A 26,858-nucleotide genomic window follows, 5' to 3' on the forward strand; every position below is an offset into this window, starting at 1 on the left:
TTCTATTATTCCTGCTATTTTATGTACGCATTCATAGACATAATTAATAAAACAGCTCTATTTTACGATACAATCTATACTAGAGTATCAGCCATACTGCAAATTTCAACGGTTTCAAAGAATAATTCATTTTTTAAAGTTTGTCTATTCCAAATGTATGTCTCTTTTCTTATACATATTGTCTATCTTTATGTACATTTATATATTTTCGACTCTTCTTATTATTAGCAATTCAGAGTAATTTTCGCCATAATTTGAATTGGCATAAAATTTGCATATATCTAATGATAACGAAAGGAGGCTTTCCAATATAGCTAACTTTTAAAAATTAGAGCAAAATAAGTGAGGAGGTCATTGTTGTGGAAGTAGTAGGTATTATCTTAAGTTTATTTCTATTAATGTTTTTTGCGTATAGAGGTTTTTCCGTTATCCTTTTTGCTCCTGTATTTGCTTTATTAGCAGCGTCGCTATCTGGACTACCACTAATGCCAGCTTATACAGAACTATTTATGGCGAAAGCAGTCACGTATATTAAATCCTTTTTCCCTGTTTTCTTATTAGGTGCCGTTTTCGGTAAAATTATGGAAGACACGGGCCTTGCAAAAGGGATTGCTCACTCAATTATGAAAACCTTAGGTAAAGAACGCGCTATCTTAGCCGTTGTTCTTGCTGGAGCAGCACTTACTTACGGTGGTGTAAGCTTATTCGTAGTCGTATTCGCAGTGTATCCTTTTGCTTCTGCATTATTCAAAGAAGCTGATATTCCAAAAAGATTATTACCAGCTACCATTGCCCTAGGAGCATTTACGGCAACTATGGACTGCATACCTGGTACCCCACAAATTCAAAATCTGATCCCAACTAACTTCTTTGGTACTAACATTTATGCAGCACCAATCTTAGGTCTTATCGGCGGTTCCTTGATCTTTGCTTTGGGCGTTACTTGGCTAGAGCGTCGTCGCAAACAAGCTGCAGACCGTGGTGAAGGATATGGCGCCCATACTTTAAACGAGCCTGAAGTATCAGCTTCGTCTAAATTACCATCCTTACAAATTGCGATTCTTCCTTTGTTAACAGTACTCGTTGTCAACTATGTTATGACACAAATCTTCACATGGGATCCTAATATGCTTGCTCCGTTCCAAGCAATGAAGCTTCCTTTAACTGCACCAGCGATTAAAAATGTAATTAGTATCTGGTCACTCATTATTGCCCTAGTATCTGGTATCTTGTTAGCAATTGCTCTTGGGTGGAACAACCTCGGTAAAGGCATTTTAGCAAAATCCTTAAATGCTGGAGCAATCGGTTCCTTATTAGCAATTATGAACACTGCATCTGAAGTTGGTTATGGCAACGTAATTTCTTCCCTTTCCGGTTTCAAAAACATTTCCAGCGCTTTAATGAGTATTAAAGTAGGCGGCTCACCTCTAGTATCAGAAGCAGTAACGGTAAATATTTTGGCAGGTGTTACTGGTTCCGCCTCAGGTGGTATGTCCATCGCTTTAGACTTAATGGCTAAAGACTGGTTAGCTTGGGCAAACTCCATTGGTATGTCTCCTGAAATTCTGCACAGAGTGGCTTCCATGGCATCTGGTGGTATGGACACATTACCTCATAATGGTGCCGTAATCACATTGCTGGCTGTTTGCGGAATGACTCATAAAGACTCCTATGGCGATATTTTTGTACTGACTATGTTAAAAACTCTTATGGTATTTGTGATCATCTTACTTCACACTACCACGGGAATTCTATAAAAAAAATAAGAGAGGGTGTTTTCCATGATACAAGATGTAAAGTTTGTAGATATTCAAGTTGGCGACAAAGCCAGTATGTCTAAAACCGTATCGGAGTATGATGTATATACTTTCGCTGGTCTTACTGGAGATTTCAATCCTGTGCACGTGAATGCAGAATTTGCTAAAACTAGCATGTTTAAAGAGCGTATTGCCCATGGTATGTTATCTGCAGGCTTTATATCCGCTGTACTTGGCACTACCCTACCTGGCGCAAATACAATTTACATGGGACAAGAACTCGCTTTCAAAGCTCCTGTAAAAATCGGTGATACAGTCACTGCTACCGTTGAAGTCATTGAAAAAATCGAAGCAAAAAATCGTTTGATTCTTAGAACCTTCGTTACAAATCAAGATGGAACCATCGTGATTGACGGTAAAGCCACTGTCATGAAGAAATAAAGACTATAAAACTCAAAAGGACCTCTTACTATCCTAGGATGGTAAGAGGTCTTTTATTACGGAATCAGAAAGTATAACACTTTCTTGATTCCAAGTAAGAATGACTAAGGCTTCTGCCTGCGTCCGAGGACTTGGCACAAGCCAAGTCTTTTCTTATTCTATCTAGATTTTAAACTTATATGCTGCCGCTTGGAGTTCTTCAGCCATAGTAGTAAGACTACAGCTAGTCGCCGCAATCTCTTCCATAGAAGCCGTCTGCTCTTCAGTGGCTGCAGAAACTGTTTGAGTTTGAGCCCCAGTATCCTGTGTTACTTCATGGATACCCCGGACGGCTCCAACAATATTCTGACTATCCGCTAACACTTGTTCCCCAGCCTGTGATATTTCCGTCACCTGTACCGAAACATCTTTTACCAGTTTAATAATATTTTGAAAGGCAACTCCCGCATCACCTACTACTCTAGCACCTAATTTTACTTCCTCTGTACCGTTCTGCATCGATATCACTGCTTGCTTTGTTTCTGACTGAATTTCACCAATTAGTAATGCAATTTGTTTTGCTGCCTCTTCCGATTGCTCAGCCAACTTTCGTACCTCTTCGGCAACTACCGCAAACCCTCTCCCTTGGTCTCCGGCACGAGCCGCTTCAATCGCCGCATTCAAGGCAAGAAGATTTGTCTGACCAGCGATTCCTGTTATCGTATCGACAATCTGACCGATATACTTAGAGCGTTCACCTAACTTACTTACGACGTTCGCCGAACTACCTACCGTGTTTTCAATACTACGCATTTGCTGCTGAGCAGAGTTAATCAGTTTTTCCCCTTCAACTGCTGCTAGTGTGGCGCTATTCGATGTATCCAAAGCATGTTTAGCATTCCTGGCTACAAATCGAACATCATTCGATGTTTTCTCAACTACAGATAAGGTTATCTCCACTGATTTTGCCTGTTTCTCTGTACCTGAAACCACATTCATAATCGAATCAGCAACCTGTACCGACGCTTGCGCTGATTGTTCGGCACTAGTATGTAGTTCCTCCGAATAATTTGAAAGTGACCGAGTTTTCTCTTGTACATTAAAAATAAGGCCTTTCAAATTTCCTTTCATTGTGGAAATCGCCTTTGCAACATGTCCAAATTCATCCGTCTTTCCATTGAAAACTGGATCTTCTTTCCCTGTAAAATCACCTTCTGCCATTTTATCTATCTCTAAGGTAATCTTACGAACGGGTGTAGTCACTTGCCGAGTTAAGTAAATACTAAGAATTACGCCAAAAACAAGGGCAACTATACTCAATAGTATTGCTGTCGATACAGTACTAGCGACTTTATTATTAACCTTGTTCACTTCCATAATGGCTATCTCTGAATTCTCATCTACACTTGTATGCAGCGTTTTTTGTATTGACTGGGCAAAAGGAGTGAGTTCACGAGTAATCGCACCACTTGTTTGGGCATATTGATTGGCTTTTTCTTGATTACCCGTTGTCTTTTCCTTATATTGTTCACGCAGTACAGGGATTAGCCTAGAAACTACACCATTTTTATATTTTTCCGTATCATCCAGAAGCTTTTCCACGTCTTTTCGTTTATCCTGTGGGGTTATGGCAATCAGTTGTTTTTCCAGTTCAATGACTGAATCTAGTTTGTCAGCGAAATTTTTACTATATTTTTCATCCCCATCGGCTATATAACGCCTAATCTCTAGCACAGCACCTGTGTATTCATTTTCGGCCTTAGCGGAAAGAATCGCTTTGGCATTACTGGACTGAATCTCATCCACACCATTTTGAATCGTATGAGCAGACCAAAAAGAATAGACACCCATAATGAGTATGAAAGTCAACATTACGGACAATGATAAAGAAATCTTTTTCCCTATTTTCATAGTTACCCTCCTACCCTTAATACAAATACCTCTCTAAGTAAAACTACATGAAATTTCCCATGTAACGAACTTAAAGAGGTCTTTTTTGCTTTTTTTAAAAAAGGACTAAGGCTTATACTGCACTTTTAAAAGCGTAGTATAAGCCTACTTTCATTTTATTTTAAGCTAAGCTGTAGTCATAAAAACCTTTACCAGATTTACGTCCCAAATAACCTGCTTGCACCATTTTTTTCAGTAAAGGACATGGACGATATTTAGGATCACCATACCCCTCATGCAAGACTTCCATGATATAAAGTACCGTATCATTGCCGATTAAGTCGGAAAGCGCTAATGGTCCCATCGGATGATTAAAGCCCATTTTCGCTACATTATCAATATCCTCGGCACTCGCTACCCCTTCCATTAAAGCAAATACAGCTTCATTAATCATTGGAATCATGATACGGTTGCCAATGAAACCAGGGAAATCGGAAACTTTTACTGGGGTTTTTCCTAATTGTTCGGCAAGAGCCTTAACAGCAGCAAATGTTGCTTCACTCGTCGCCAAACCATTAATCACTTCTACTAATTTCATGACAGGCGCTGGATTAAAGAAATGCATACCAATTACTTTATCCGCTCGTTTCGTGGTGGCACCGACAGCGGTAACAGGTAATGAGGAAGTATTCGTTCCTAAAATAGTGTGAGCTGGACACAAACGATCTAATGTCTGAAATATATCCCGCTTAATATCCATATTTTCTACTGCCGCTTCAATGACAAGATCTACATTACAAGACGCTTCGTCTAGATCTACAACTGGACAAATACGCTTTAAGATTGCATCTTTATCTTCAACCGTCAGTTTGTTTTTCTCAACGGCTCTAGTTAGGTTTTTTTCGATGCCCTTAATGCCTTTTTGTACAAATTCTTCTTTAATGTCCCGTAATATAACGTCCAAACCACCTTGCGCCATAACTTGCGCAATGCCGCTTCCCATTTGCCCGGCGCCAATGACTAATACACGTTTAATCTCCATCAGAAAAACCTCCTTTGATTAAATACAATAAATACTACTCTTATAATAAAAATACCCTACCTGCTCCTTGGGATATACAATTTTGAACCGCAGAGACGCAGAGGACGCTAAGAGGCAATTAAAATCCCCTCTGTACTCTCTGCGCCTCTGCGGTTCAATCACTTTTTAAACCAAGTTTCGTTGATAATCTAACCAGCCGCTTTGATTTTTTTGATTTCATCAATTAAGGCAGGAATGACTTCCATTACGTCACCAACAATACCGTAATTCGCTATTTTGAAAATCGGTGCTTCTGGATCTTTATTAATCGCAATGACAATATCAGAAGATGACATACCAGCTACATGCTGGATGGCACCAGAAATACCACAGGCAAAATACACTTTAGGACCTACTGTTTTCCCAGTTTGCCCAACCTGGTGCAGTGCAGGCTTCCAACCAGCGTCAACGACTGCCCGCGAAGCACCAACCGCGCCGCCTAATACATGAGCTAATTCTTCAATCAAAGCAAAGCTTTCAGGTTTCGTCATGCCTCGGCCACCTGAAACGATAATTTCAGCTTCTTCCAGATTGGCTGACTCTGTTCCCACACGGATGATATCAAGTAACTTCGTACGGATATCTGTATCTTTTACCTTACTGGCTACCTTGATGATCTCACCGGAACGAGAGTAATCTGGCTCTGCCCGTTTAAAGACGTTAGGACGTATCGTACCCATCTGTGGACGATGATCAGGACATAAAATCGTTGCCATAATATTACCGCCAAAAGCAGGACGAGTCCAAGCTACCAAACCGCTGGCTTCGTCAATCCCAAGATTTGTACAGTCAGCAGTCAAACCAGTACCTACCCTGCAAGCTACTCTTGGACCTAAATCTCTCCCATCATTGGTTGCCCCCATGAGGATAACAGCAGGCTTATAGGTGTGAATGAGATCCGTAAGGGTAATCGTATAAGCATCTGTACTATAATGGGCAAATTCTTTGCCTTCTACCAAATAAACCTTGTCAGCGCCGCGGGCAAATACTTCTTTCGTAAGTCCCTCTACATTGCCGCCAATAAGAACTGCCGCTACTTCTTGCCCCATAGCATCCGCAAGCTTACGCCCCTCATTTAATAACTCATAGCCTACATTACGCGCCTGTCCGTCAACTTGCTCAATATAAACCCAAACACCCTTAAATTCATCCTTATTCATCACAACATTTTTCTCTTCTACTTCACGATGAATGGCCCCAACTGGACAAACATCAAGACAAGCTCCGCAGGCAGTACAAGCATCCGTAATCAAGGCTTTACCGTCTTCCATTACAATGGCCCCGAATGGGCAGGTACTTACACAAACACTACAACCAATACATTCTTCTTGCGTTACTTTTACAGCCATTTCTTCACCCCCTGCCTATATAATTTTTATCCCGACGAGTCGTTTAACAAGAGTAGCAGCTGCTTCTCTCGCTGTATCTGCCTGAATGATCTCACCCTGTACACGACGCTCAGGAGTAAAAATACGACGTACTTGTGTCGGCGAACCCTTAAGCCCAAGAGCATTGTGATCCACTTCTACATCCTGTACCGTCCATATAGGTATCTCTTTACGATTGGCTTTCATCGTACCTTTTACCGTAGGATAGCGTGGTTCATTAATCGACTTAACAACGGTTAGTAATACTGGCATTTGTGCCTCGATGACTTCATAACCCTCTTCATGTTCCCGCTCTACGTTTATCTTTTGGTCATCTAGGTCATTGATCTTTGATACGTAGGTCACTTGGTTGATACCTAAGTGTTCCGCAATTTCGGGCCCTACCTGAGCAGTATCGCCATCAATGGCTTGTTTACCACAGAGAATAATATCCACCTTACCCATTTTTCGAATGCCAGATGCCAAAGCATGGCTGGTAGCTAAGGTATCAGAACCGCCAAAGGCGCGATCACTCATGAGAATAGCTTCATCAGCTCCCATGGCCAAACACTCTTTTAGCGCTTCCTTTGCCTGTGGAGGGCCCATGGAAAGAACAGTAACCTTACCCCCATGTTTTTCTTTCAGCTGCAACGCTGCTTCTAATGCATTTTTATCAAATGGATTTACAATACTTGGTACACCTTGGCGAATCAGTGTATTTGTCTCTGGGTCAATCCTTACTTCCGTAGTATCAGGCACTTGCTTGACACAAACTACTATTTCCATAATGTAAGTCCCCCTGTTTTATCCACTTATTAGCGTAAAATAGCTCCAGAAATAACCATGCGCTGTACTTGGTTTGTACCTTCATAGATTTGTGTAATCTTTGCATTACGCATTAAACGCTCTACTGGATATTCCCGGCTGTAACCATACCCACCAAAAACCTGTACTGCATCAGTAGTCACTTCCATAGCGATATCCGATGCATATAATTTTGCCATGGCAGCTTCCTTGGAATAAGGTAACCCTTGGTCTTTTAGATAAGCTGCGCGATAGACCAATAAACGAGCCGCATCAATTTTAGTAGCCATATCAGCCATCATAAATGCCAATGCTTGATTTTGAGCAATGGGTTTGCCAAACTGCACTCTTTCTTTGGAATATTTAATAGCGTGATCAAGAGCGCCTTGGGCAATGCCTAAAGCCTGAGCAGCAACGCCGATACGACCGCCATCTAGAGTACTCATTGCAATCTTAAAACCTTCCCCTATTTTGCCTAGCATATTTTCTTTTGGTAAACGTACATTTTGAAATACCAATTCATTCGTTAAAGAAGTATGAATCCCCATTTTGTGTTCTTTTTTACCGAAACTAAAACCTGGCATTCCCTTCTCTACGATAAATGCAGTAATTCCTTTTGTACCTTTGGATTTATCCGTCATGGCGAATACTACATAGGTTTCTGCTTCGCCGCCATTGGTTATAAATATTTTGCTACCATTTAAGATATAGTCATCCCCATCAGCCACTGCCACTGTCTGCTGAGCAGCGGCGTCAGTTCCAGCATTGGGCTCCGTTAAGCCAAAGGCTCCTAGCTTTTCACCCTCTACTAATGGCACCAAATATTTTTGTTTTTGCTCTTCCGTACCATAGGCATAGATAGGCCATGCGCACAAGGATACTGTAGCAGACAGGGTAATACCGACACCATCATCAACCTTTGATAACTCTTCCACTGCTAATATATAACTTAAAACATCGCCTTCGGCTCCGCCGTAGCTTTCTGGAAAACAAATGCTAGTTAAGCCCATTGCTCCCATTTCATCAAACAATTCACGAGAAAATTCTTCCTTAGCATCACGTTCTGCTACACTTGGTGCTAGTTTTTTTTCGGCAAAATCCCGGGCCAATTTTTGTACCATTTTCTGATCTTCTGTAAGTTGAAATTGCATAATAATAAGCCTCCCTTATTTTTGTGAAAAACATCACTTATATCATCAAATATAGGTCAGTAGCTTATCTACTGACTCTATATTGGGACACAATTTTAAAGGGTATTAAATACGTTCAACAATCGTTGCTACACCTTGTCCGCCGCCGATACACAAGGTAGCTAGGCCAACCTTAGCATCTCTTGCTTCCATCGCATGCAGCAAGGTAACTAGAATTCTTGCTCCGCTTGCACCGATTGGGTGACCGATGGCAATGGCGCCACCATTCACATTCACTTTTTCTTGATCAAAACCAAGTTCTTTGCCTACTGCCAAAAATTGTGATGCAAATGCTTCATTGGCTTCAATGAGATCAAGGTCAGCAACTGTCAATCCAGCTTTAGCCAATGCCTTTTGCGCCGCCGCTACTGGACCAATACCCATGATACTTGGATCAACACCTGCTGCAGCATAACTGCGAATACGAGCCATCGGTTTGAGCCCTAATTCTTTTGCTTTGTCAGCAGACATTAATACGAGAGCAGCTGCCCCGTCATTAATACCAGAAGCATTACCTGCAGTAACCGTACCATCCTTTTTGAAGGCAGTGCGAAGCCCTTGTAATTTTTCAAGCATAGCATCGCTCTTTGGATATTCATCTGTCGCGAAAACAGTATCCCCTTTTCTGCCTTTGATGGTAACTGGTAATATTTCTTTCTTAAATGCGCCGCTTTCAATGGCTGCGATTGCTTTTTGCTGAGAAGAGAAAGCAAGTCTATCTTGTTCATCACGAGTAATTCCGAATTGATCTGCAACATTTTCTGCTGTAATACCCATATGGTAATCATTAAATGCACACCACAAGCCATCTTGGATCATAACGTCTTTTACTTCAGAATGTCCCATGCGTAACCCTTGGCGTACTTTGCTGTCAAGGACGTAAGGAGCATTTGTCATGCTTTCCATACCACCAGCAACTACGATCTCAGCATCCCCAGCCATAATTGCTTGGGCTGCTAAGTTCACTGTCTTTAAGCCTGAACCACATACTTTATTAACCGTATAAGAAGGTACTTCCTGAGGAACCCCCGCTTTCACTGCCGCTTGGCGAGCTGGATTTTGTCCTAAGCCTGCTTGCAGTACGTTACCAAAAATAACTTCATCAATATTTTCTTTTTCTACGCCCGCTCTAGCGATCGCTTCTTTAATTACCATGCTGCCTAATTCTACTGCAGAAAAAGGGGATAAAGATCCATTAAAGCTACCTACTGCGGTTCTTACTGCACTTACTATTACTACTTCTTTCATTAAAAAACACCATCCTCATTTTTAAATAAACTATTTTAGACCCATCAATTCTTTATGAAAAATACGCTCATCCATCATTCTAAGATTTGGCGAAATAATTGGCGCGAAATCCATTAAAGCCAAAATATCTTTTTCTAAATCAACGCCTGGTGCGATTTCGGTCAACATCATACCTTCATTCGTCAATTCGAATACAGCGCGTTCCGTAATATACATAACGGGTTGATTTACCTCTTGGGCATACTTGCCGCTAAACGTGATTTGCTCTACGTGATCAATGAATTTTTTAGCTCTTCCTTCATTGACAATCGTCAATTTTCCATCGGCAACCGCTACTTTTAAACCGCCAGCTGTAAATGCACCGCAAAAAATTACTTGCTTCGCATTTTGTGTAATGTTAATAAAACCACCACAGCCAGCTACCCGACCTTTGAATTTACTGACATTAATATTACCGTGTTTATCTGTTTCTGCCAGACCAAGGTACGCTAAATCCAAGCCACCACCGTCGTAAAAATCAAACTGATAAGGTTGATCTAAAATAGCCTCGGCATTTGTCGCGGCACCAAAACTTAAACCGCCAGCAGGTACACCACCAATTGGGCCCGCCTCAACGGTTAAGGTCATTTTATCGCCAATTCCCTCTTCGTTCGCTACAAGAGCTACTCCCTCAGGAACGCCAATACCAAGATTCACCTTAGAATCCGCTGTCAATTCCATAACTGCCCGGCGAGCAATAATTTTGCGTTCATCAAGGGGCATCGGTGCAAGGGCTGACAAGGATACGCGAATTTCACCGGAATAAGCAGGATTATATTGTTCACCAAAGGTCTGTTTATGTTGTTTCATATCTTCAGCTACGACAATGTAATCCACAACAATGCCTGGAATTTTCACACTCATCGGAGGCATGCTGCCATTGGCTACTAGTCTTTCCACCTGTACGATAACAATACCGCCAGACGCCTTCGCAGCCTGAGCTAAGGATAATATTTCTAAAGAAACTGCCTCATGCTCAATTGTGATATTGCCTCTCTCATCAGCGCTAGTACCACGTAATAGAGCTACAGTAATAGGAAAAGGCTTATACCATAACCACTCTTCACCACCAAGTTGAATGACTTCCACTAATTCTTCCTTAGTAACATCATTAATTTTGCCACCTTCAACCCGTGGATCTACAAAGGTGTGCAAGCCAACTTTTGTAATTACACCAGGTTTTCTGCCAGCTATATTACGAGCTAACTGGGCTAACGTACCTTGAGGGAAATTATAGGCTTCTATTTTATTTTCTACAGCTAACTTACCTAGCTTAGGTGCTAAATTCCAATGACCGCCAACAGCTCGTTTCACCATGCCTTCATTACCAAAGTGATTAAGACCAAGATCTTTACCATCTCCCTGGCCAGCACAGTAAAACAAGGTTAAATCCCGGGGAGCACTCTCTGCTAAAAAACGTTCTTCCATCGCAGCACTTAAGGCTTCGGGATGCCCGTTACCAACAAATCCACTAACGCCAATCGTATCACCATTTTTTATTAGCTTTGCAGCTTCTAATGCACTTATTACCTTGGCCATAAAATCCCACTCTCCTCAGCAAGCTATCTTTACTTACTAATAATGCAATTACTATGCCAAGAGATAAGAAGACAGCATTCTTTTCAAAAGAGTCCCGTAAACACTGCATTTTCAATTTTCAGATAGACAGTTTATTAAGAAAAATCCGTCTATGTACCTATACATAGTTGTCTAAAAACATATACACATTTTCATAGACCCGAATTTTCTAGGAAAAACATTGTAAAATCCTCACTTAGACATAGAAAAAGCAGCCTTCCCTACTGGGAAGGCTGCTTACGTGGAACGGCCTTTTTAACTTTTCACTTCTATCTCGATAATAGCACCGTTTAGATCGTCCAACTTTTTCTCTAAACTCTTTACTTTCTGATCCATATTCGTAATGACAACAGGTGTAATCAGGTCTTTGCCTTGCTTACTAATATACTCTCGATCAAAAGTAATTAGTTTGTCTCCCTTAGTTACCGAATCCCCTACTGCAACATGAGCAGTAAATCCTTCTCCCCCTAAGGTTACCGTGTCCATACCAATATGAATTAGGATTTCTACCCCTTGGGCCTCAATCGCTACAGCATGTAAGGTCTTGGCTACCAAGATCACTTTGCCATCACATGGTGCGGTGATCACATTGTCTGCCGGTTCAATCCCGACGCCATCGCCCATCATCTTACCTGCAAAAACACTATCAGGAACGGCAGTAATGTCAATTACTTTTCCCTTTACTGGTGCATAAATAGTGAGCTTTTCTTTTTTACGACCCCAAAAATTAAACATGTTCTTACCACCCTACATTATATTCCACGTTTTTTGTCACTCTTGCAGTTTCGGTTTTAACAGCTTCGCTGCGCTTTCTTCCACAATCACCGTAACATCCTGATGAAGCTGCAGGATAGAAGCTGGTATCTCTGGTGTAATGCCGTTAAAGAGAGCCTGATGAATGACTTCTGCTTTGTTCTCACCACTTGCCAGTAATAAGATTTTTTTCGCATGCATAATGGTCTTGATCCCCATGCTAATGGCAAATCTCGGTACTTCCTCCATGGTGGGGAAAAAGCGGGAATTCGCCTGAATGGTCTCTTCATCTAGCTTTACCTTATGAGTTGTAGCTTCAAATTTAATATCCGGTTCATTAAAGCCAATATGTCCATTGTTGCCAATTCCTAAGACCTGCAGGTCAATGCCACCCTTTTTCTGAATCTCTCGGTCATAGGATTTGCATTCTAATTCAATATCCTTGGTCATGCCATCTGGGATATAGATATTTTCTTTTTTAATATTAATCTGATTAAAAAAATGATGAAACATATAGTAGTTATAGCTTTGTTCATCTTCTTTTGGTAATCCTAAATACTCATCTAAATTAAAGGTCGTTATTTCCGTAAAGTCCAAACCGACTTCCTGATGTACCCTGATTAGCTCTTTATACAGCATGAGCGGAGTACTGCCTGTCGCCATTCCTAGTACACTATTCGGTTTCAAATAGATTTGACCAGCTACAATTCTAGCTGCCCTTGCACTCATATCTTCATAATCTTTTGCAATTACGATACGCACATCATTACCCCCTGTATAATAGGCTACCTCCCACAAAGGTAGCAAAAATATTTAATTCCTCATCAAATACCACTAAATCAGCGTCTTTTCCGACTTCAATACTGCCCTTACGATCTAGGACACCCAACTCTCTGGCAGGATTAAGGGTGACCAATGAAATAGCACTCACCAAATCAATGCCTTTATTTTCCATAAAATTTCGAACCCCGCGATTGAGCGTTAATACACTTCCCGCTATCACACCATCCGCTAACCGGGCTTCCCCTTGTTTCACAATCACATTCTGACCGCCCAAATCGTATTGCCCTTCACCTAAAAGACTCGCCCGCATGGCATCAGTAATTAAGATGATGTTCTCCAGGCCTTTCACTTTTAATAAGATGCGCTGCATGGCTGGATGTACATGGAGATTATCAACAATCAATTCACATACAATATCACTATCCATTGCCGCTCCTATAGCACCGGGAAAACGATGATGCAGCGGTGGTAATGCATTGAAGATATGAGTCATGTGTGATACTCCTGCATCAATGGCTTTCATAGTTTGTTCATAAGTAGCACTACTATGCCCGATTGACACAACCAGCCCCCGCTTCGTACAAGCTTCGATAAAATCATGACTCTCTCCGATTTCTGGAGCAATCGTAATAATCTTAATACAATCCAAATAGGGTTCGATTTTCTCAATGTCAGGTGCCATGATAAACCGTTTATCTTGGGCTCCCTTATAATTCTCATTAATGAAAGGACCTTCCATATGGCAGCCTAGCACCTCGGCGCCCGAGCTTTCTTTCATCGCCTGCCGGATACGCTCCATCGACTGCTCGATTCTTGCAAAGGGCATCGTCATCGTTGTTGGCATAAAGGAGGTAACTCCGGTTTGCAAAACTCCCTTACTAATGGCAGCTAGGGCTTTCTCCTCCTCATCCATAGTATCAAAACCATTACAGCCATGTACATGAACATCGATAAACCCAGGGGATACGTACCTGCCATCTGCATCTAACAGTTCATCAATTGTATATTGACTTAACTGCTCTTCGGGAACAATGCCAAGTATTTTCTCTTCAAAGATGACTGCCTGATTATGCAAAATTCCTTGCAGCGTGATGATTTTCCCATTTCTAATTGCTTTCAAAATGAATCATCCTTTACTGCTTTTTTTAAATATCCATTATGCTTTTTGAGTAATGCATAGGCGACTGTCGCATTTAGATTCATCACCAACATAAGAATCGCAACTTTCACATTGCCTTTTGCCTTCTCGAGTGCCTGGGTGGCAAACTTCTCACCTTTGCCCGTTGCAAGGGTAATGATATCGATTACCCGTTTTTTTAGTTTCGCATTAATTGGCCTTACATCTACCATCAAATTATTATAGGTCTTGCCCATCTTAATCATGGAACATGATGATAGCATATTGAGAACCATTTTTTGGGCAGTGCCTGCTTTAAGACGGGTAGAGCCCATGATGACCTCTGGTCCAACATCAATCACAATACATAAATCGGTGATACTTTCCAGGTTTCCTGACAAAGAACAACAGAGCCCGATTGTCTTACTGCTTAGAGTTTTGGCGTAACGTACGGCTGATAAGACATACGGAGTGTTGCCGCTGGCACTAATGGCGACTAGCACATCACGAGAGCCAAATTCTCTCTTCTTTAAATCCTGTAACGCCAATGCCTCATCATCTTCTGTATCTTCCCGCCAGCCTGATATAGCTTCATCGCCTCCAGATATCAGGCCAATCACGGTATTATCATCCGTACCAAAAGTAGGTGGACATTCTGTAGCATCCAGTACCCCTAGCTTGCCACCTGTACCGCTGCCGATATAAAAAAGCCGCCCCCCGGCTTGTAAACCTTCCACAATCATCTCAATGGCTGCGCTGATTTCTCCCTGACATCTTCCCACAGCAACCGCTACTTTTTGATCTTCTCGGTTAAACATTTGTACCATTTCAAGGGTAGATACCTCATCAATCAGAATGGTATCTTTATTCCATTGCTCCATCAGAAACCTCCTAAAAAAGGAATTGAAAACCGGAGACAGGGAACCCTCCACCATCTCCAACTTTCAATTCCACCTTCAAATTAATTTTTTAAACGTGAGGCGCCGACGTATTATTGTTATCTGTTCTAGCTGTTGTTCCCTGTAATAGGATTTTCTTCATTTCATCGGCAATTATTTCAGCCTTTGTACCAACAATGACTTGCACACTATTCCCCTTCTGGATAACACCAGCTGCGCCCAATGCCTTGATTTCATTTTCTTTAACCAGGGCAGTATTACGAATTGTTAAACGCAAGCGAGTAATACAAGAGTCTACTGCTTCAATATTTTGGTTTCCGCCAAGTTTTTCTACCATACTGAGAGAAAATACACTAATATCGGCAGTATCTAACCTTGCATTATCCCCTTCATCATCAAAACGGCCAGGAGTAGGAATGTCGAATTTTTTGATAGCCCAGACAAATACTACATAATACAAAGCAGCAAATCCTAAGCCTAGTGGAATCAACATACCTGGTTTCGTTGCTAATCCCCAGTTTAATAAGTAATCGATTAGACCAGCGGAGAAACCAAAACCGTGTAAAATTCCCATCGAACTTGCAAGGGCCAATGCGAGCCCAGTCATAATTGCATGTAAGAAATATAACATAGGAGCTAAGAACATAAACATGAACTCAAGTGGCTCTGTAATACCTGTTAAGAAAGCTGTAAATGCTACTGATAACAAGGCACCGCCAATTTTCTTACGATTTTCTGGTTTGGCACAAGTGTAAATCGCCAGTGCCGCACCTGGTAAAGCAAACATAAAGATCAAGTAGAATCCAGCCATGAACCCACCTGCGGTAGGATCTCCAGCAAAGAAGCGGTTCAAATCACCAGTTACCACTTTACCCGTTGCATCAGTATAATTCCCAAAGACAAACCAAACAAAGCTATTCAAAATATGATGAAGACCAAAAGGAATTAAGAGTCGATTGAATATCCCAAAGATAAATAAACCAAATGCGCCTGCCCCAATAATCCACTCACCAATCATATGAATAACGCCTTGGATTGGCCCCCAAATTACTCCAAAGACCCCTGCCATCACAATAGCGGATGCTGCCGTTGCAATAGGGACAAAACGTCTCCCGGCAAAGAATCCTAAAAAGTCGGGAAGTTTAACATTATAAAATTTATTATACATATACCCAGCGACTAGTCCACTTAAGATACCGCCTAATACACTCATGTTCAAATCTGGATTAATAGTTTTGAGACCATTCGTTAACACTAAGTACCCAACAGCTCCTGATAATCCAGATGCACCGCCATTATCGTGAGATATACCAATGGCGATACCCATCGCAAATAATAATGCCAAGTTGTCAAAAATCGCCGCACCAGCCTTCATAACAAAAGGAATGTTAAGAACATCTGGAGCACCAAACCGCAGCAACAAAGCCGCCGCTGGTAATACTGCCACTGGCAGCATGAGTGCCTTGCCTATCTTTTGTAATTTTCCAAACCAATTTCCCATAGTTAGAACCTCCTATTCGTTTTTTTATATCTTACAAACTAGAAAATGACCTGATATAACGTCCCGCCTCGCTGCAATAAATAAAAGAATGCTTTCTAATAGAAATAAATCAAATCTGTCATTTTAAAATTTGTACCATATACATATGCTGATTCGTAACAATTATCGATTCAAAGTAATTTCAAATTTATATCGATCGCTCCGATAAATGGACTTGGTCACTTCAATAGGAATGTTCTTTTTGGCATAGGTCAACCGTGAAAACATTAATGCCAAGGTTTTCTGTTTCACCTGTAACATTTGGCTCTCATAATCATTCACCAATACAGGCTCAATGGTTTGATTGGCATATTCCACTTGTAAACCAAATTCCTTCTCCAAGATCGTATACAAAGAGTTATTTTCCAGTAATTCAGCCGTCAAGCCTTCGCAAAGCATGGTTGGCAAATGAGCAGTTTCAATGGCATAGGGTTCCTCATTGACAGATCTTAACCTCGTGATTTCAAACACTTCCTGCTGTTCACCGATTTGCAAATCGTGCTGCAGCTTTTTTGTCGCTGGCTTACGTTGAAAGGAAATGATCTTAGTACTGATGCTCATACCACGCCGCTGCATATCTTCCGTAAAGCCTAACAAATTGTGCAAAGGATGTTTCTCCTTGTTCTTGACAACAAAGGTCCCTTTACCTCGTTCTCGATACAACAGTCCTTCATTGACCAAACTTGCGATTGCCTTATTGGCCGTCATGCGACTAATGCCGTGGGTTTAACATAATTCCCTTTCCGTTGGCACCACTTCATCTGCTTTTAATTCTTCATTTTCTATCATCTCAGAAATTATATTTTTCAATTGATAATATAATGGTATTGGTGAATCTTTATCAACTTTCTTCATAGTTTCCCACCTTTTACTGCTGCTATTTGAAACGTCACCTAGTTGACATGTTGTATATACATCTATACCTGTATTATACCATCCTCTTGAAATGTTGCAAGACATTTTGTATTTTCCCTGTGATTAACTTGTGATAATGTCACTATGTAAATAAGAAAAACGCTACGCGTCCTTTTAAAAGATAGACGTTTTGAAACACAAAGACACAAAGCCGCTTACGCGGACACGGAGAACACAGAGGGGTAGAATAAAAATGTCTTTGTGTTCTTTGTGCATCTTTGTGTTCTCTGTGTTTAACGTACTCTTTTGTGTGCTGCACCGCAGCATTGCGTCTTTGTGGTTCAATGGTTTTACCCCAAAAAACTTATACTTTCTGATTCCGAGAAAAAGACGAACCTTTGTCAGGTTCGTCCAAAAACTCTATGCAAATAATACAACGGAGCCTTGCCGTAAGCTGGCTGGCACATCGATAACACGCTGATTGGCTGATCCCTTGAACACCAAATCATAACTCTTCAATGCCAAATCAAACTTTCCATCAATCAATACATCAATGTACTGCAAAAATTGTAAACAGTCTGGTTTCTTGATGAGTTCCTCAAAGGTAAAGCCAGTGTAACACCAGATATTCACACCTCTTGCTTTTAACTGCTCTGCCACTGCGGCGCAGCTAACTGGCTGCATCATAGGCTCGCCACCAGAAAAGGTGACCCCTGACTGCAACTGTACCTTAACAATAGACTCAACCAATTCATCAACCTCTTGTTCAAAACCAGCAATAAAATTCTGGGTATCAGGATTATGGCAGCCTTCGCAGTTATGAGGACACCCCTGACACCAAATGACCGTTCTCAAACCCTTGCCATCCACAACCGAATCTATGGTTATGGGCGACGCCAAACGAATTTTCATTGTTATTACCTCGATTCAACCCTATAAATTACGAATGATATAAGTATAAAACCTTCTTCTTACTATTCATTTTACAATAGTTCTTTCAACTTCGCCATTTCTTCTTTGGACAAGGTAATACCCTTCCCCATTTTCTCATGATCTGGTGACCATTCCCGAATATCATACTTGGGTGGTTTCTCATTCCAACTTACGAGATTCAGTTCCTTCGTCCAGCCCTTGGCTGATTCCGATAACACTCCGATGTGTTCCGTGATTTCAAACTTAATTTCCGCCATGTAAATTCCTCCTACCGATTACAATTTCTCAATTAGATCTCCATTCTCTTTTTGATCTGTTCTTTCAACTCATTAAATTCACACACATATTCTGTGATAATTTTACTACATATTTCGATTGCCGCTTGTTCATTATATATATGGGCAGTGGTGTTTCTATCATTTAACATAACCAGCCATACTTCATCTTTTTCTATCAGCCCTGCAGAAAACGCTTCACGAAGTACTGTTTTGGGAGAATTAAGACCTGTAAGTCCTTCCTCATCAAAGATAGTTTTCAGTGTTTTCCAAGCAAGCTCAAAAATAAATTCAAAACGTTGAATTAAGCCATCCCGCACCAAATCATTTGTCTGGTCAAATTTCATAATACCATCATTTAATCTGTTGAGTGCATTCTTATAGTTCTCAAATTTTTGCTTATAATCGCTCATAGATAACCACACCTTCTTTTTCTATATTCTCTACTAATTTAATGTCGGTATGATCGTTTATAAAAACTACATCTATTTTAAAAAGCGTTGCAAGATCATCAATGTCACTGGAAAAATATCCTTTGCTCATAAATTCCGGCAAAGGGTACACTGCAAGATCAATATCACTAGTTGATTTGTTATCACCTCTTGCCCGTGAGCCAAAAAGAACAATTCGACTAATTGCATATTTTTCACCAATAGCCTGTATTGAATGAATAAGTGTCTCATTCAATGCACAAATCATTTAGATCATTCTTCCTTTCGGCAAAGCCCTATTCTTACTTTTTTATAGTTCACTGTTATTATTGAAATATCCCCTTTAACTAGGAGCTTATTTATCAGTATATCCGTAAATAGGTCTATTGTACCCCTATTTACGTTTCTTCCTATACTCGCATGACCCTATCGTAATTCCAATTGAAATGATCCAAAATAATATGCTCCACGGCGAATTCATTAACTCCGTAGTTTCTCTTGGCATCCACATGTTAGGACCTCCAAAAAGCTTCCTTTTATTTTATTTAGTTCCCTTACAACGCAAAAAGTCCTGCTACATTCATACAGAATGTAACAGGACTTTTACTAGTATTACCTGAGTTTGCGCATCAAGCGCATGCCGTTTAAGGTTACCAGTATGGAAGAACCCATATCGGCAAATACGGCAAGCCATAGGTTGACATACCCGGCAAAAGTGAGGATGACGAAGACAATTTTGATTAAGATGGCAAAGCCAATGTTTTGCTTAATAATCGCTACTGTCTTGCGGCTCAGTTTGATAAGATAAGCAAGTTTTCCAAGATCATCGGACATGAGGGCAATATCTGCTGTCTCAAGAGCAGTATCCGAACCTGCTACCCCCATGGCAATCCCAATATTGGCTACTGCTAAGGCGGGAGCGTCGTTTACACCATCACCGACCATGGCTACACTGCCATATTCCTTAATGATCTTTTTGACTGCGTTTACTTTATCTTCTGGCAGCAACTCACTGTAGAAGGAGTCAAGCTTTAACTTCTCAGCGATAGAACCAGCTACGTTCTGGTTATCGCCTGTCAGCATGGCCACGTGTTTAATTCCGGCTTTGCGCAATGCCTCAATGGCATTGGCACTGTTATGACGAAGGGTATCCGCAACAGCGATCATACCTAGAATCCTTTCTTTGGTTCCCATCAGCATTACTGTTTTACCTTCTTGCTGGAGCGCCATGACAGCTTGTTCATACTGAGATTGTTCTAAACCTAATTCTTCAAACAAACGCTGGTTCCCAATATATACTGTTTTTCCATCAACATCCGCTTGTGCGCCAAGACCAACTAATGCCGTGAAATTCGCGATTGGCTTTAAGGTAAGACCCTTTGCCTTTTCTACGATAGCGGCTGCCAAAGGATGTTCCGACAATTTTTCAATCGAAGCAGCGGTAGCTAAGAAGTCTTCCTCGGTAATACCATCTGCTGGCATAATGTCAGTGACAACCGGACGTCCATAGGTTAACGTACCCGTCTTATCAAAAGCGATAGACTGAATCGCACCCATCTCCTCAAGATAGGCCCCCCCTTTGATCAATACACCGTTTCTGGATGAATTCCCAATAGCGGATACGATAGAAACAGGGGTTGAAATGACCAGAGCGCAAGGGCAAGAGATGACGAGAAGTACAAGCCCTTTATAAAACCAGGGAGCAAACGCCTGACTAAAGAACAGCCAAGGAATCACCATAATACCGACAGCAGCAATCAAAACGATAGGCGTGTAATATTTGGAGAAAACATCAATGAATTGCTGGGATGGAGCCTTCTGGGCCTGTGCCTCCTCCACCAAGTGCATGATTTTGGCAAGGGTAGAATCGGAGGCTATTTTCGTAACTTCAATTTCTAGCGCTCCATGCTCATTCACAGTACCTGCATATACGGTGTCGCCAGCCGTTTTCTCAACAGGTATGGATTCCCCTGTAATGGTAGCTTGGTTTACTGCCGAAATCCCTTCTCTTACAACACCATCCATCGGGATTCTTTCACCAGGTTTTACAATAACAAGATCACCGACCACAATCTCCTCAATGGGTAACCTTAGCTCTTCATTGTCCCTAAGAACGATCGCTTCCGGTGGAGCCAGTTCCATCAAAGCCCGTATGGATTGCCGAGTTTTATCCATTGTATAGGTTTGCAGAGTATTACCAAAGGAGAACAGAAAGGCTACTGTAGCACCTTCGGCCCATTCACCAATCACGGATGCACCGATGATCGCTACCGTCATAAGAAAATTCATATCAAAAGTCAACGAGCGCAGGCCATAAAAACCACTTTTCGCTGTATGATAACCACCAATGATCGCTGTCACAATATACAAAGGAATGATTACACTATCACTGACACCAAACCATTCCATTATTGTCGCTGCTACAAGGAGTATACCAGATACAACTGTTGTTTGGGTTCGTCGATTGGTCCACCAGGTAGCCTTATTGTCTAGGGATTGATTCCCCTTACCTTCCCGCTTTGCATTATACCCAGCTTGCTCAACTGTCTTAATAATCTCTGCTTCACTTATCGTATGTTCTATGATAAGTTTGCTTGTGGCGAAATTAACCTGTGCAGAATGAACCCCTGACAGGGAAAGAAGTCTTTTTTCTAACGTTGCGGCACAGTCGGCGCAATCAAGACCCGATACGATAAAGACTGTCTTACGAAGACCTGATCCTACTGTCGCAAGTGTTGCCGAATAGCCAAAGCCACTAACGGCTTTCGTGATATGATCTGTATCCACCATACTACCATCATAGGTAACTTTCATTTTGGCGGATGCAAAAATCACTTGGGCAGTAACTACACCCTTGATTTTCTTAATGCCCTTTTCCAGTTTGGCAGCGCAATCTCCGCAATCTAGCCCCTCAATGGCATAATTGTTTGTTACCATATTCCCGCCCTCTACAGAGGCGCAACAATTACAGCCTTCGTCAGACTGGGGTTTTGCTTGCGGTAAGCTCTCACTATCAGTACAGCAGCCACAACTAGCTGCCGCAACCTGTTCAACCGTTTCCGCCTGTTCAGTACAGCAACCGCAACTGGAAGCTGCAACGGATTCTATCACTTCGCCAGAGCAACAGCCACTCTGACAACTACTCTCTTTCTTCGTCATCCCACGGCCTCCTATCTATGTTGAATATGTTCAATACATTGGGAGAGTAATAGGCCAATATGCCCATCATCTAGGGAATACCAAGCCATCTTGCCCTCCTTACGGTACTTGACTAGACGGGCACTTCTTAATAAGCGCAGTTGATGAGAAACAGCAGACTGGCCCATTTCAACAACTGCTGCTAAATCACAAACACAAAGTTCTCTTTTGGATAATGCATGCAGCATCTTCACTCTCGTTGTATCCCCCAATAATTTAAAGGATTCAGCGACCTGTTGGGCTTCTATATCTGGAATGGCTTCCTTCTTCGCTACACATATTACTTGCGGATGTTCACACAATTGCTCACACGTATCAATTGTACAATTAGCATCAGACATTACGTTATACCTCCAACATATGAATACCTGTTCATATGTTATTATATGTCATGTTTCTTAAAAAGTACATAGTAATATTTAGATTTTTAGAGATAAAAGAAAAAATCACCACAGAGCTACTACTCCATAGTGATTTAGAACTTCCATTCACCTAGTTTTCCCTTATCTATTGTTCAAAATATCCTGGACAAAATCATACAAGTTACCACCTGAAAACAGATATCCGGGGATCCCAGCTCCCTTGGCTGCGTCAAGATCCCGCTGCATATCACCAATTAGAAAAGAAGCACTTAGATCAACGGGCCATTCCTGGCAAGCTTGCCCAATGAGTCCTGGTAAAGGCTTACGGCAATTGCAAACTGTAGAATACGGTTCTATGATCCCTTCTGGATGATGAGGGCAGAAGTAAAAAGAATGAATGACAGCTTCCTGCTTTTCCACCTCGTCTGCCATATAGCTATGGAATTCATACACATCTTCTTCTTGAAAATAGCCTCTGGCAATACCGCTTTGGTTGGTAACAACAAAGACAAAATAGCCCTTATCATTCAACAGCTTGATAGCATCTATCGCCCCAGGCATCCATACCATTTCTTCCCGCTTGGAAATATAGCCTTTGTCTACATTCAGTACCCCATCACGATCAAAAAATACAGCTGGCTGTTTCTTCACACCCTCACCCTCCCACTCTTAAAGCTCATAGTTTTAGCAACATATCAATTCTAATTTAGCAGCTTGCTAGTTAAACCCTGCAAATTGAAACATTGCACATAGCGATCAATGGAGTTTTTGATCTTATCTAAAACATAACGATTGCCATCAATTCCTAAAACTCCCATGTTCGCATATAGTATTGTTATTTCTCTTTTGACATCTTTATGCCCATAAGTGTAATGACCACAGATTTCACATACTTTATTTCTCAGCCCAGCGTCCTCTAGAATGTCTTCTACCGATAGGTGTACCTTCTCGCCAACCAGCCATTTTTTCCACCGACCACTATTAGCCGCTTCTCGGGACATAACGGCCTTCAGGTTAGACTTGTCCTTCAATCTGCCATTGTCATATTCCTTTTCTTCTAAGCGAACCAGTTCTAAATAGGCTTTTGTCTCAATATAGCCAAACTCTGGTGCCACGTTCATGGCGGTAATGCTTAAGGATGGATGATCAAGGATAATATAGTCCTCTAAATAATCCCCGTTATGCTCTTTCAAACCAACGCCATATTTCTTGGCAGTATCCGCTAGCATCTTTGAACTATGATAGCTAAACTCTCCTACATTTTCCGTTAATCTGGTTAAAGTTCCTGTCTGCCCCACGATGAATACGGGTATAGGAAGTCCTTTTACTAGCAGTTCCTTGGTCAATTGCCGAATGAAGATTTCATAACTCTCTTGGCTGGTTAGCCCTCCATTGGTTTCTTCCGTACCCACTTCATAACCAATCTCCGGTAAGTTGCGCCACTTTCTTTCCATTTCCACATATTCAATCAGCTGGATGGTTCTCTGAATGACGACCTCCATGTCAATGGATTTTCCCATGACATAAGGATCTTTGGTGGGATCAATGTGCAGTAGGTCAAAGTGATTGAGCAAATCTTCAATATACGACCGTTTCGCCAATTCCATGGCAACGGCTTCGGGTAAATGACTACTCCGCTCGTTATCTCGCTGCCAAGGTCCGCCATGATCCCGGCAGAGATAATATAGACCTGTAAAATCGACCTCTTTGGCAATCTGAGCAATATCCTCTTGAAAACCTCGTTGATCCCAGTTGCATACATAACCGCCACCCAATTCTTTGGCATCCACTTGGTTTCGGCTGGCGATAAACAGGATGGGAAAATCTTTTTCCTTCGCCAATTCTAAGGAAGCGATAATCAGATTTTTAGACATAGGCCCGATACCAAGCAAGGTTGTCTGGAAACCAGTCTTTTCTAAGATAAACATTTTATCAATGACTTCCCGCAGATTCATTTTTTGCATGGTGATACTCTCCTCCTATTTTTCGAACCACAAAGGCACAATGTCGCTAGCGCAGCACACAAAGAAGATTCGTTCTATAGTGTCCTTTGTGTCTTTGTGGTTCAAAACTATTTAGTGTACAAATTCATACCTAGCAATGTTGTCTGGAAACCAGACTCTTCCAAGATAAACATCTTATCAATGACTTTCCGCAGATTCATTTTTTGCATCGTGTACTCTCCTCTTATTTTCCGAACCACAAAGGCACAATGCCGCTAGCGCAGCACACAAAGAAGATTCGTTCTATAGTGTCCGTTGTATCTTTGTGGTTCAAAACTATTTAGTGTATAACTACATAATATGTTTCTAAGGGAAAAGAAGTTCTCTTCCCGCTACTGGGCAATCTCTATCCGTTTCTCTGATTCCTTAACAATATCTGCCTTTAATAAATTGACTAGGAGTGCTGTGACGACAGTACCAACAACAATCCCCAATATATAAGAGACAGGATTATCAACCACTGGCAATACAATCGGGCCACCATGAGGGGCATGATCTCCTACTCGACCTAGAGCACCGACAACCGCACCAACAGCAGATCCCGTCATGATGGAAGGTAATACCCGCAAGGGATCGGCAGCGGCAAAAGGAATCGCGCCTTCCGTAATGCCAATCATCCCCATGGCTAAGGCAGCTTTCCCTGCTTCAATTTCTTCCTCACTGTATTTTCGCCTTGCCAGCAAAGTCGCCAACCCCATTCCCAAGGGAGGCGTACATATGGCTATGCCGATAGGTCCCATGACCGTATATACCCCTTCCGCCATGAGACCAAAGGCAAACATGCAGGCGGTTTTGTTGACAGGGCCCCCCATATCAAAAGCAATCATCAGACCAGTAATAATGGCGATGACGACAGCCCCTTGCTGACTGATGCTTTTCAAACCATCGGCAATCCCGCCCATGACAGAGGCAATGGGTTGTCCCAGTAAATAAATATAAGTAAGACCAACAACTAAGGAACTTAATATAGGAATAACAAAGATAGGCATTACAGGACGTAAGTAACTAGGAACCTTCCAGCCTTTGATCCATTTCACAATATAACCAGCAAAAAGCCCCATAACCAACGCACCTAGAAAACCTGCTTTATAGGGACTGTCGGCAATGGGCTGATTTGCCAGATAACCACCAATCATGCCAGGAACAACCCCTGGCTTACCTGCAAGACTATAGGCAATATAACCAGCCAAGATAGGAATCATTAACGTAAAACCTGCAACACCAATGTTCAAGATATGATTGGCTAAGGCACTATGTATCTCCATTCCTTTGGCTCCCGGTGTCCCCGTTGCCAAAGCGCCCGCAATGCAAATACCACCCACGACTACGGAGGGAATCATATAGGAAACCCCTGTCATCAGATGATTTTTCACCTTTTTAAATTCTTCCATCAACATTTCACTCATAATACCGCCCCCTTACTTTCTGCCTTTTCAATGACACCAAAGGGATTCTCAATGGCTTTGCCCACTTCCACCGTGATACATGGTTTCCCAATAAACCGTTCTTCCCCCTCCACATTCACGCCCACGGCAAAGATGACAACAACAGCATCTTCAATCTCCTTAGCAGATAGCTCATTCTCAATTCCCATAGCTCCTTGGGTTTCAATCTTGATCTCATGTCCCATAGCTTTTGCAGCTTTCTCCAAAGCAGCCTGGGCCATATACGTATGAGCGATCCCCGTCGGACATGCACATACAGCAATGATTTTCAAAATACTCCCTCCTTCTTATTGCAAAACATTACGATCTTTTGAACCACAAAGGCGCAATTGCGTTACCACGCAACACAAAGGAAACACGAGGAAAATATACTCATTAATTACTTTGTGTTCTTTGTGTATTTGTGGTTCGTTAAAATCCCTTTATTCACAACCCCATTTCGCTGAATATTGCGACTATTTTAACTACACTTGTAGCTTGTAACAACCTTTCCCGATAAGAGTCATTCATCAACCCTCTACTAATATTGGCTAAGATCTTTAGATGTAGATCGTTGGCTTGCTCCTCTGGTACGCCAATGAGAAAGATCAGTCTAACCCTATGCTCCGATCTACTATCCCAGAGAAATTCTTCTTGGCTTCTAGCGAAAGCAATAAAGGGAACCTCCACAAAACTACTTTTACCATGAGGAATGGCGATACCATAGCCGATGGCAGTCGAAAATAACTCTTCTCGGGCAAACACGGCCTGCATATACCCTTTCACATTACGAATCCGACCAAGCTTTCTCGCTTTTCGTGCTAAGGTTTCAATGATTTCAACTTTGTTTTTTGACTGCAAGTTTAATGCGATAAGTGACTCATGAATGATCATGTTTTTCCTATCCCCAG

27 protein-coding genes and 1 pseudogene are annotated in these 26,858 nt (G+C 41.6%); 2 read left to right on the forward strand and 26 right to left on the reverse strand.

Annotation, left to right across the window (positions count from 1 at the left end; genetic code table 11):
• Positions 1-359 precede the first annotated feature (359 nt).
• On the forward strand, positions 360-1,757 hold the full coding sequence (locus tag UFO1_RS16500; RefSeq protein WP_038672598.1) for a GntP family permease: 1,398 nt from the start codon (positions 360-362) through the stop codon (positions 1,755-1,757).
• A gap of 24 nt (positions 1,758-1,781) precedes the next feature.
• Positions 1,782-2,198 (forward strand): MaoC family dehydratase, encoded by a 417-nt coding sequence (locus UFO1_RS16505; protein ID WP_038672600.1) that lies wholly within the window; start codon positions 1,782-1,784, stop codon positions 2,196-2,198.
• 162 nt (positions 2,199-2,360) lie between these two features.
• Here UFO1_RS16505 and UFO1_RS16510 read toward each other — a convergent pair whose 3' ends face one another.
• The 26 genes and pseudogenes from UFO1_RS16510 to UFO1_RS16625 all read right to left on the reverse strand — a co-directional run bounded on the left by UFO1_RS16510 (position 2,361) and on the right by UFO1_RS16625 (position 26,841).
• Positions 2,361-4,088, reverse strand: a complete 1,728-nt coding sequence (locus tag UFO1_RS16510; protein ID WP_038672601.1) for a methyl-accepting chemotaxis protein — start codon at positions 4,086-4,088, stop codon at positions 2,361-2,363.
• A gap of 160 nt (positions 4,089-4,248) precedes the next feature.
• Positions 4,249-5,109 carry a 3-hydroxybutyryl-CoA dehydrogenase gene (locus UFO1_RS16515; RefSeq protein ID WP_038672603.1) on the reverse strand — a complete coding sequence of 287 codons (861 nt, stop codon included), beginning with the start codon at positions 5,107-5,109 and terminating at the stop codon, positions 4,249-4,251.
• A 188-nt stretch (positions 5,110-5,297) separates the two neighbouring features.
• On the reverse strand, positions 5,298-6,497 hold the full coding sequence (locus tag UFO1_RS16520) for an electron transfer flavoprotein subunit alpha (protein WP_038672605.1): 1,200 nt from the start codon (positions 6,495-6,497) through the stop codon (positions 5,298-5,300).
• Between the two features lie 15 nt (positions 6,498-6,512).
• Positions 6,513-7,301, reverse strand: coding sequence for an electron transfer flavoprotein subunit beta/FixA family protein (locus UFO1_RS16525; protein WP_038672607.1), 789 nt, complete (start codon positions 7,299-7,301; stop codon positions 6,513-6,515).
• A gap of 29 nt (positions 7,302-7,330) precedes the next feature.
• Positions 7,331-8,470, reverse strand: coding sequence for an acyl-CoA dehydrogenase (locus tag UFO1_RS16530; protein WP_038672609.1), 1,140 nt, complete (start codon positions 8,468-8,470; stop codon positions 7,331-7,333).
• A 105-nt stretch (positions 8,471-8,575) separates the two neighbouring features.
• Entirely contained in the window at positions 8,576-9,757 is a 1,182-nt protein-coding gene (locus UFO1_RS16535; protein WP_038672611.1) for an acetyl-CoA C-acetyltransferase, read from the reverse strand.
• 30 nt (positions 9,758-9,787) lie between these two features.
• The gene (locus tag UFO1_RS16540) at positions 9,788-11,335 is read right to left on the reverse strand and encodes an acyl CoA:acetate/3-ketoacid CoA transferase (protein WP_038672613.1); all 1,548 of its coding nucleotides are present in this window, start codon (positions 11,333-11,335) and stop codon (positions 9,788-9,790) included.
• 294 nt (positions 11,336-11,629) lie between these two features.
• Positions 11,630-12,109, reverse strand: coding sequence for a PTS glucose transporter subunit IIA (locus tag UFO1_RS16545; protein ID WP_038672615.1), 480 nt, complete (start codon positions 12,107-12,109; stop codon positions 11,630-11,632).
• Between the two features lie 36 nt (positions 12,110-12,145).
• The gene (nagB, locus tag UFO1_RS16550; RefSeq protein WP_038672617.1) at positions 12,146-12,889 is read right to left on the reverse strand and encodes a glucosamine-6-phosphate deaminase; all 744 of its coding nucleotides are present in this window, start codon (positions 12,887-12,889) and stop codon (positions 12,146-12,148) included.
• 4 nt (positions 12,890-12,893) lie between these two features.
• Positions 12,894-14,033 carry an N-acetylglucosamine-6-phosphate deacetylase gene (gene nagA / locus UFO1_RS16555; RefSeq protein ID WP_038672619.1) on the reverse strand — a complete coding sequence of 380 codons (1,140 nt, stop codon included), beginning with the start codon at positions 14,031-14,033 and terminating at the stop codon, positions 12,894-12,896.
• Positions 14,027-14,908, reverse strand: coding sequence for an N-acetylmuramic acid 6-phosphate etherase (murQ, locus tag UFO1_RS16560; RefSeq protein ID WP_038672621.1), 882 nt, complete (start codon positions 14,906-14,908; stop codon positions 14,027-14,029). The genes nagA and murQ overlap by 7 nt, the downstream gene beginning before the upstream one ends.
• 88 nt (positions 14,909-14,996) lie before the next feature.
• Positions 14,997-16,427 (reverse strand): N-acetylglucosamine-specific PTS transporter subunit IIBC, encoded by a 1,431-nt coding sequence (nagE, locus tag UFO1_RS16565; RefSeq protein ID WP_038672623.1) that lies wholly within the window; start codon positions 16,425-16,427, stop codon positions 14,997-14,999.
• A 162-nt stretch (positions 16,428-16,589) separates the two neighbouring features.
• Entirely contained in the window at positions 16,590-17,072 is a 483-nt protein-coding gene (locus tag UFO1_RS16570; protein ID WP_236639438.1) for a GntR family transcriptional regulator, read from the reverse strand.
• 36 nt (positions 17,073-17,108) lie between these two features.
• Positions 17,109-17,174, reverse strand: a pseudogene (locus UFO1_RS26035) (hypothetical protein); the annotation flags it as partial.
• Between the two features lie 18 nt (positions 17,175-17,192).
• On the reverse strand, positions 17,193-17,321 hold the full coding sequence (locus UFO1_RS26040) for a hypothetical protein (RefSeq protein WP_256380521.1): 129 nt from the start codon (positions 17,319-17,321) through the stop codon (positions 17,193-17,195).
• A gap of 420 nt (positions 17,322-17,741) precedes the next feature.
• Entirely contained in the window at positions 17,742-18,233 is a 492-nt protein-coding gene (gene nrdG, locus UFO1_RS16575; RefSeq protein ID WP_038672625.1) for an anaerobic ribonucleoside-triphosphate reductase activating protein, read from the reverse strand.
• A gap of 71 nt (positions 18,234-18,304) precedes the next feature.
• Entirely contained in the window at positions 18,305-18,511 is a 207-nt protein-coding gene (locus UFO1_RS16580; RefSeq protein WP_038672627.1) for a YdbC family protein, read from the reverse strand.
• A gap of 32 nt (positions 18,512-18,543) precedes the next feature.
• Positions 18,544-18,942, reverse strand: coding sequence for a nucleotidyltransferase substrate binding protein (locus tag UFO1_RS16585; RefSeq protein ID WP_038672630.1), 399 nt, complete (start codon positions 18,940-18,942; stop codon positions 18,544-18,546).
• Entirely contained in the window at positions 18,929-19,228 is a 300-nt protein-coding gene (locus UFO1_RS16590; RefSeq protein WP_038672631.1) for a nucleotidyltransferase family protein, read from the reverse strand. Before UFO1_RS16590 ends, UFO1_RS16585 begins: the two co-directional genes overlap by 14 nt.
• Before the next feature lie 344 nt (positions 19,229-19,572).
• Positions 19,573-22,119 (reverse strand): heavy metal translocating P-type ATPase, encoded by a 2,547-nt coding sequence (locus UFO1_RS16595; RefSeq protein ID WP_051788973.1) that lies wholly within the window; start codon positions 22,117-22,119, stop codon positions 19,573-19,575.
• 11 nt (positions 22,120-22,130) lie between these two features.
• On the reverse strand, positions 22,131-22,499 hold the full coding sequence (locus UFO1_RS16600) for a helix-turn-helix transcriptional regulator (protein ID WP_038672633.1): 369 nt from the start codon (positions 22,497-22,499) through the stop codon (positions 22,131-22,133).
• A gap of 162 nt (positions 22,500-22,661) precedes the next feature.
• Positions 22,662-23,171 (reverse strand): D-glycero-beta-D-manno-heptose 1,7-bisphosphate 7-phosphatase, encoded by a 510-nt coding sequence (locus UFO1_RS16605; protein WP_038672634.1) that lies wholly within the window; start codon positions 23,169-23,171, stop codon positions 22,662-22,664.
• Between the two features lie 50 nt (positions 23,172-23,221).
• On the reverse strand, positions 23,222-24,484 hold the full coding sequence (locus UFO1_RS16610) for a class II D-tagatose-bisphosphate aldolase non-catalytic subunit (protein WP_038672636.1): 1,263 nt from the start codon (positions 24,482-24,484) through the stop codon (positions 23,222-23,224).
• A gap of 371 nt (positions 24,485-24,855) precedes the next feature.
• Positions 24,856-25,929: a PTS fructose transporter subunit IIC gene (locus tag UFO1_RS16615; RefSeq protein WP_038672638.1), complete on the reverse strand. Its 1,074-nt coding sequence runs from the start codon at positions 25,927-25,929 to the stop codon at positions 24,856-24,858.
• On the reverse strand, positions 25,926-26,240 hold the full coding sequence (locus tag UFO1_RS16620) for a PTS fructose transporter subunit IIB (protein WP_038672639.1): 315 nt from the start codon (positions 26,238-26,240) through the stop codon (positions 25,926-25,928). Before UFO1_RS16620 ends, UFO1_RS16615 begins: the two co-directional genes overlap by 4 nt.
• Before the next feature lie 154 nt (positions 26,241-26,394).
• On the reverse strand, positions 26,395-26,841 hold the full coding sequence (locus tag UFO1_RS16625) for a PTS sugar transporter subunit IIA (RefSeq protein WP_038672641.1): 447 nt from the start codon (positions 26,839-26,841) through the stop codon (positions 26,395-26,397).
• Positions 26,842-26,858 lie beyond the last annotated feature (17 nt).

This window comes from Pelosinus sp. UFO1 (genome assembly GCF_000725345.1).
GTDB lineage: Bacteria > Bacillota > Negativicutes > DSM-13327 > DSM-13327 > Pelosinus.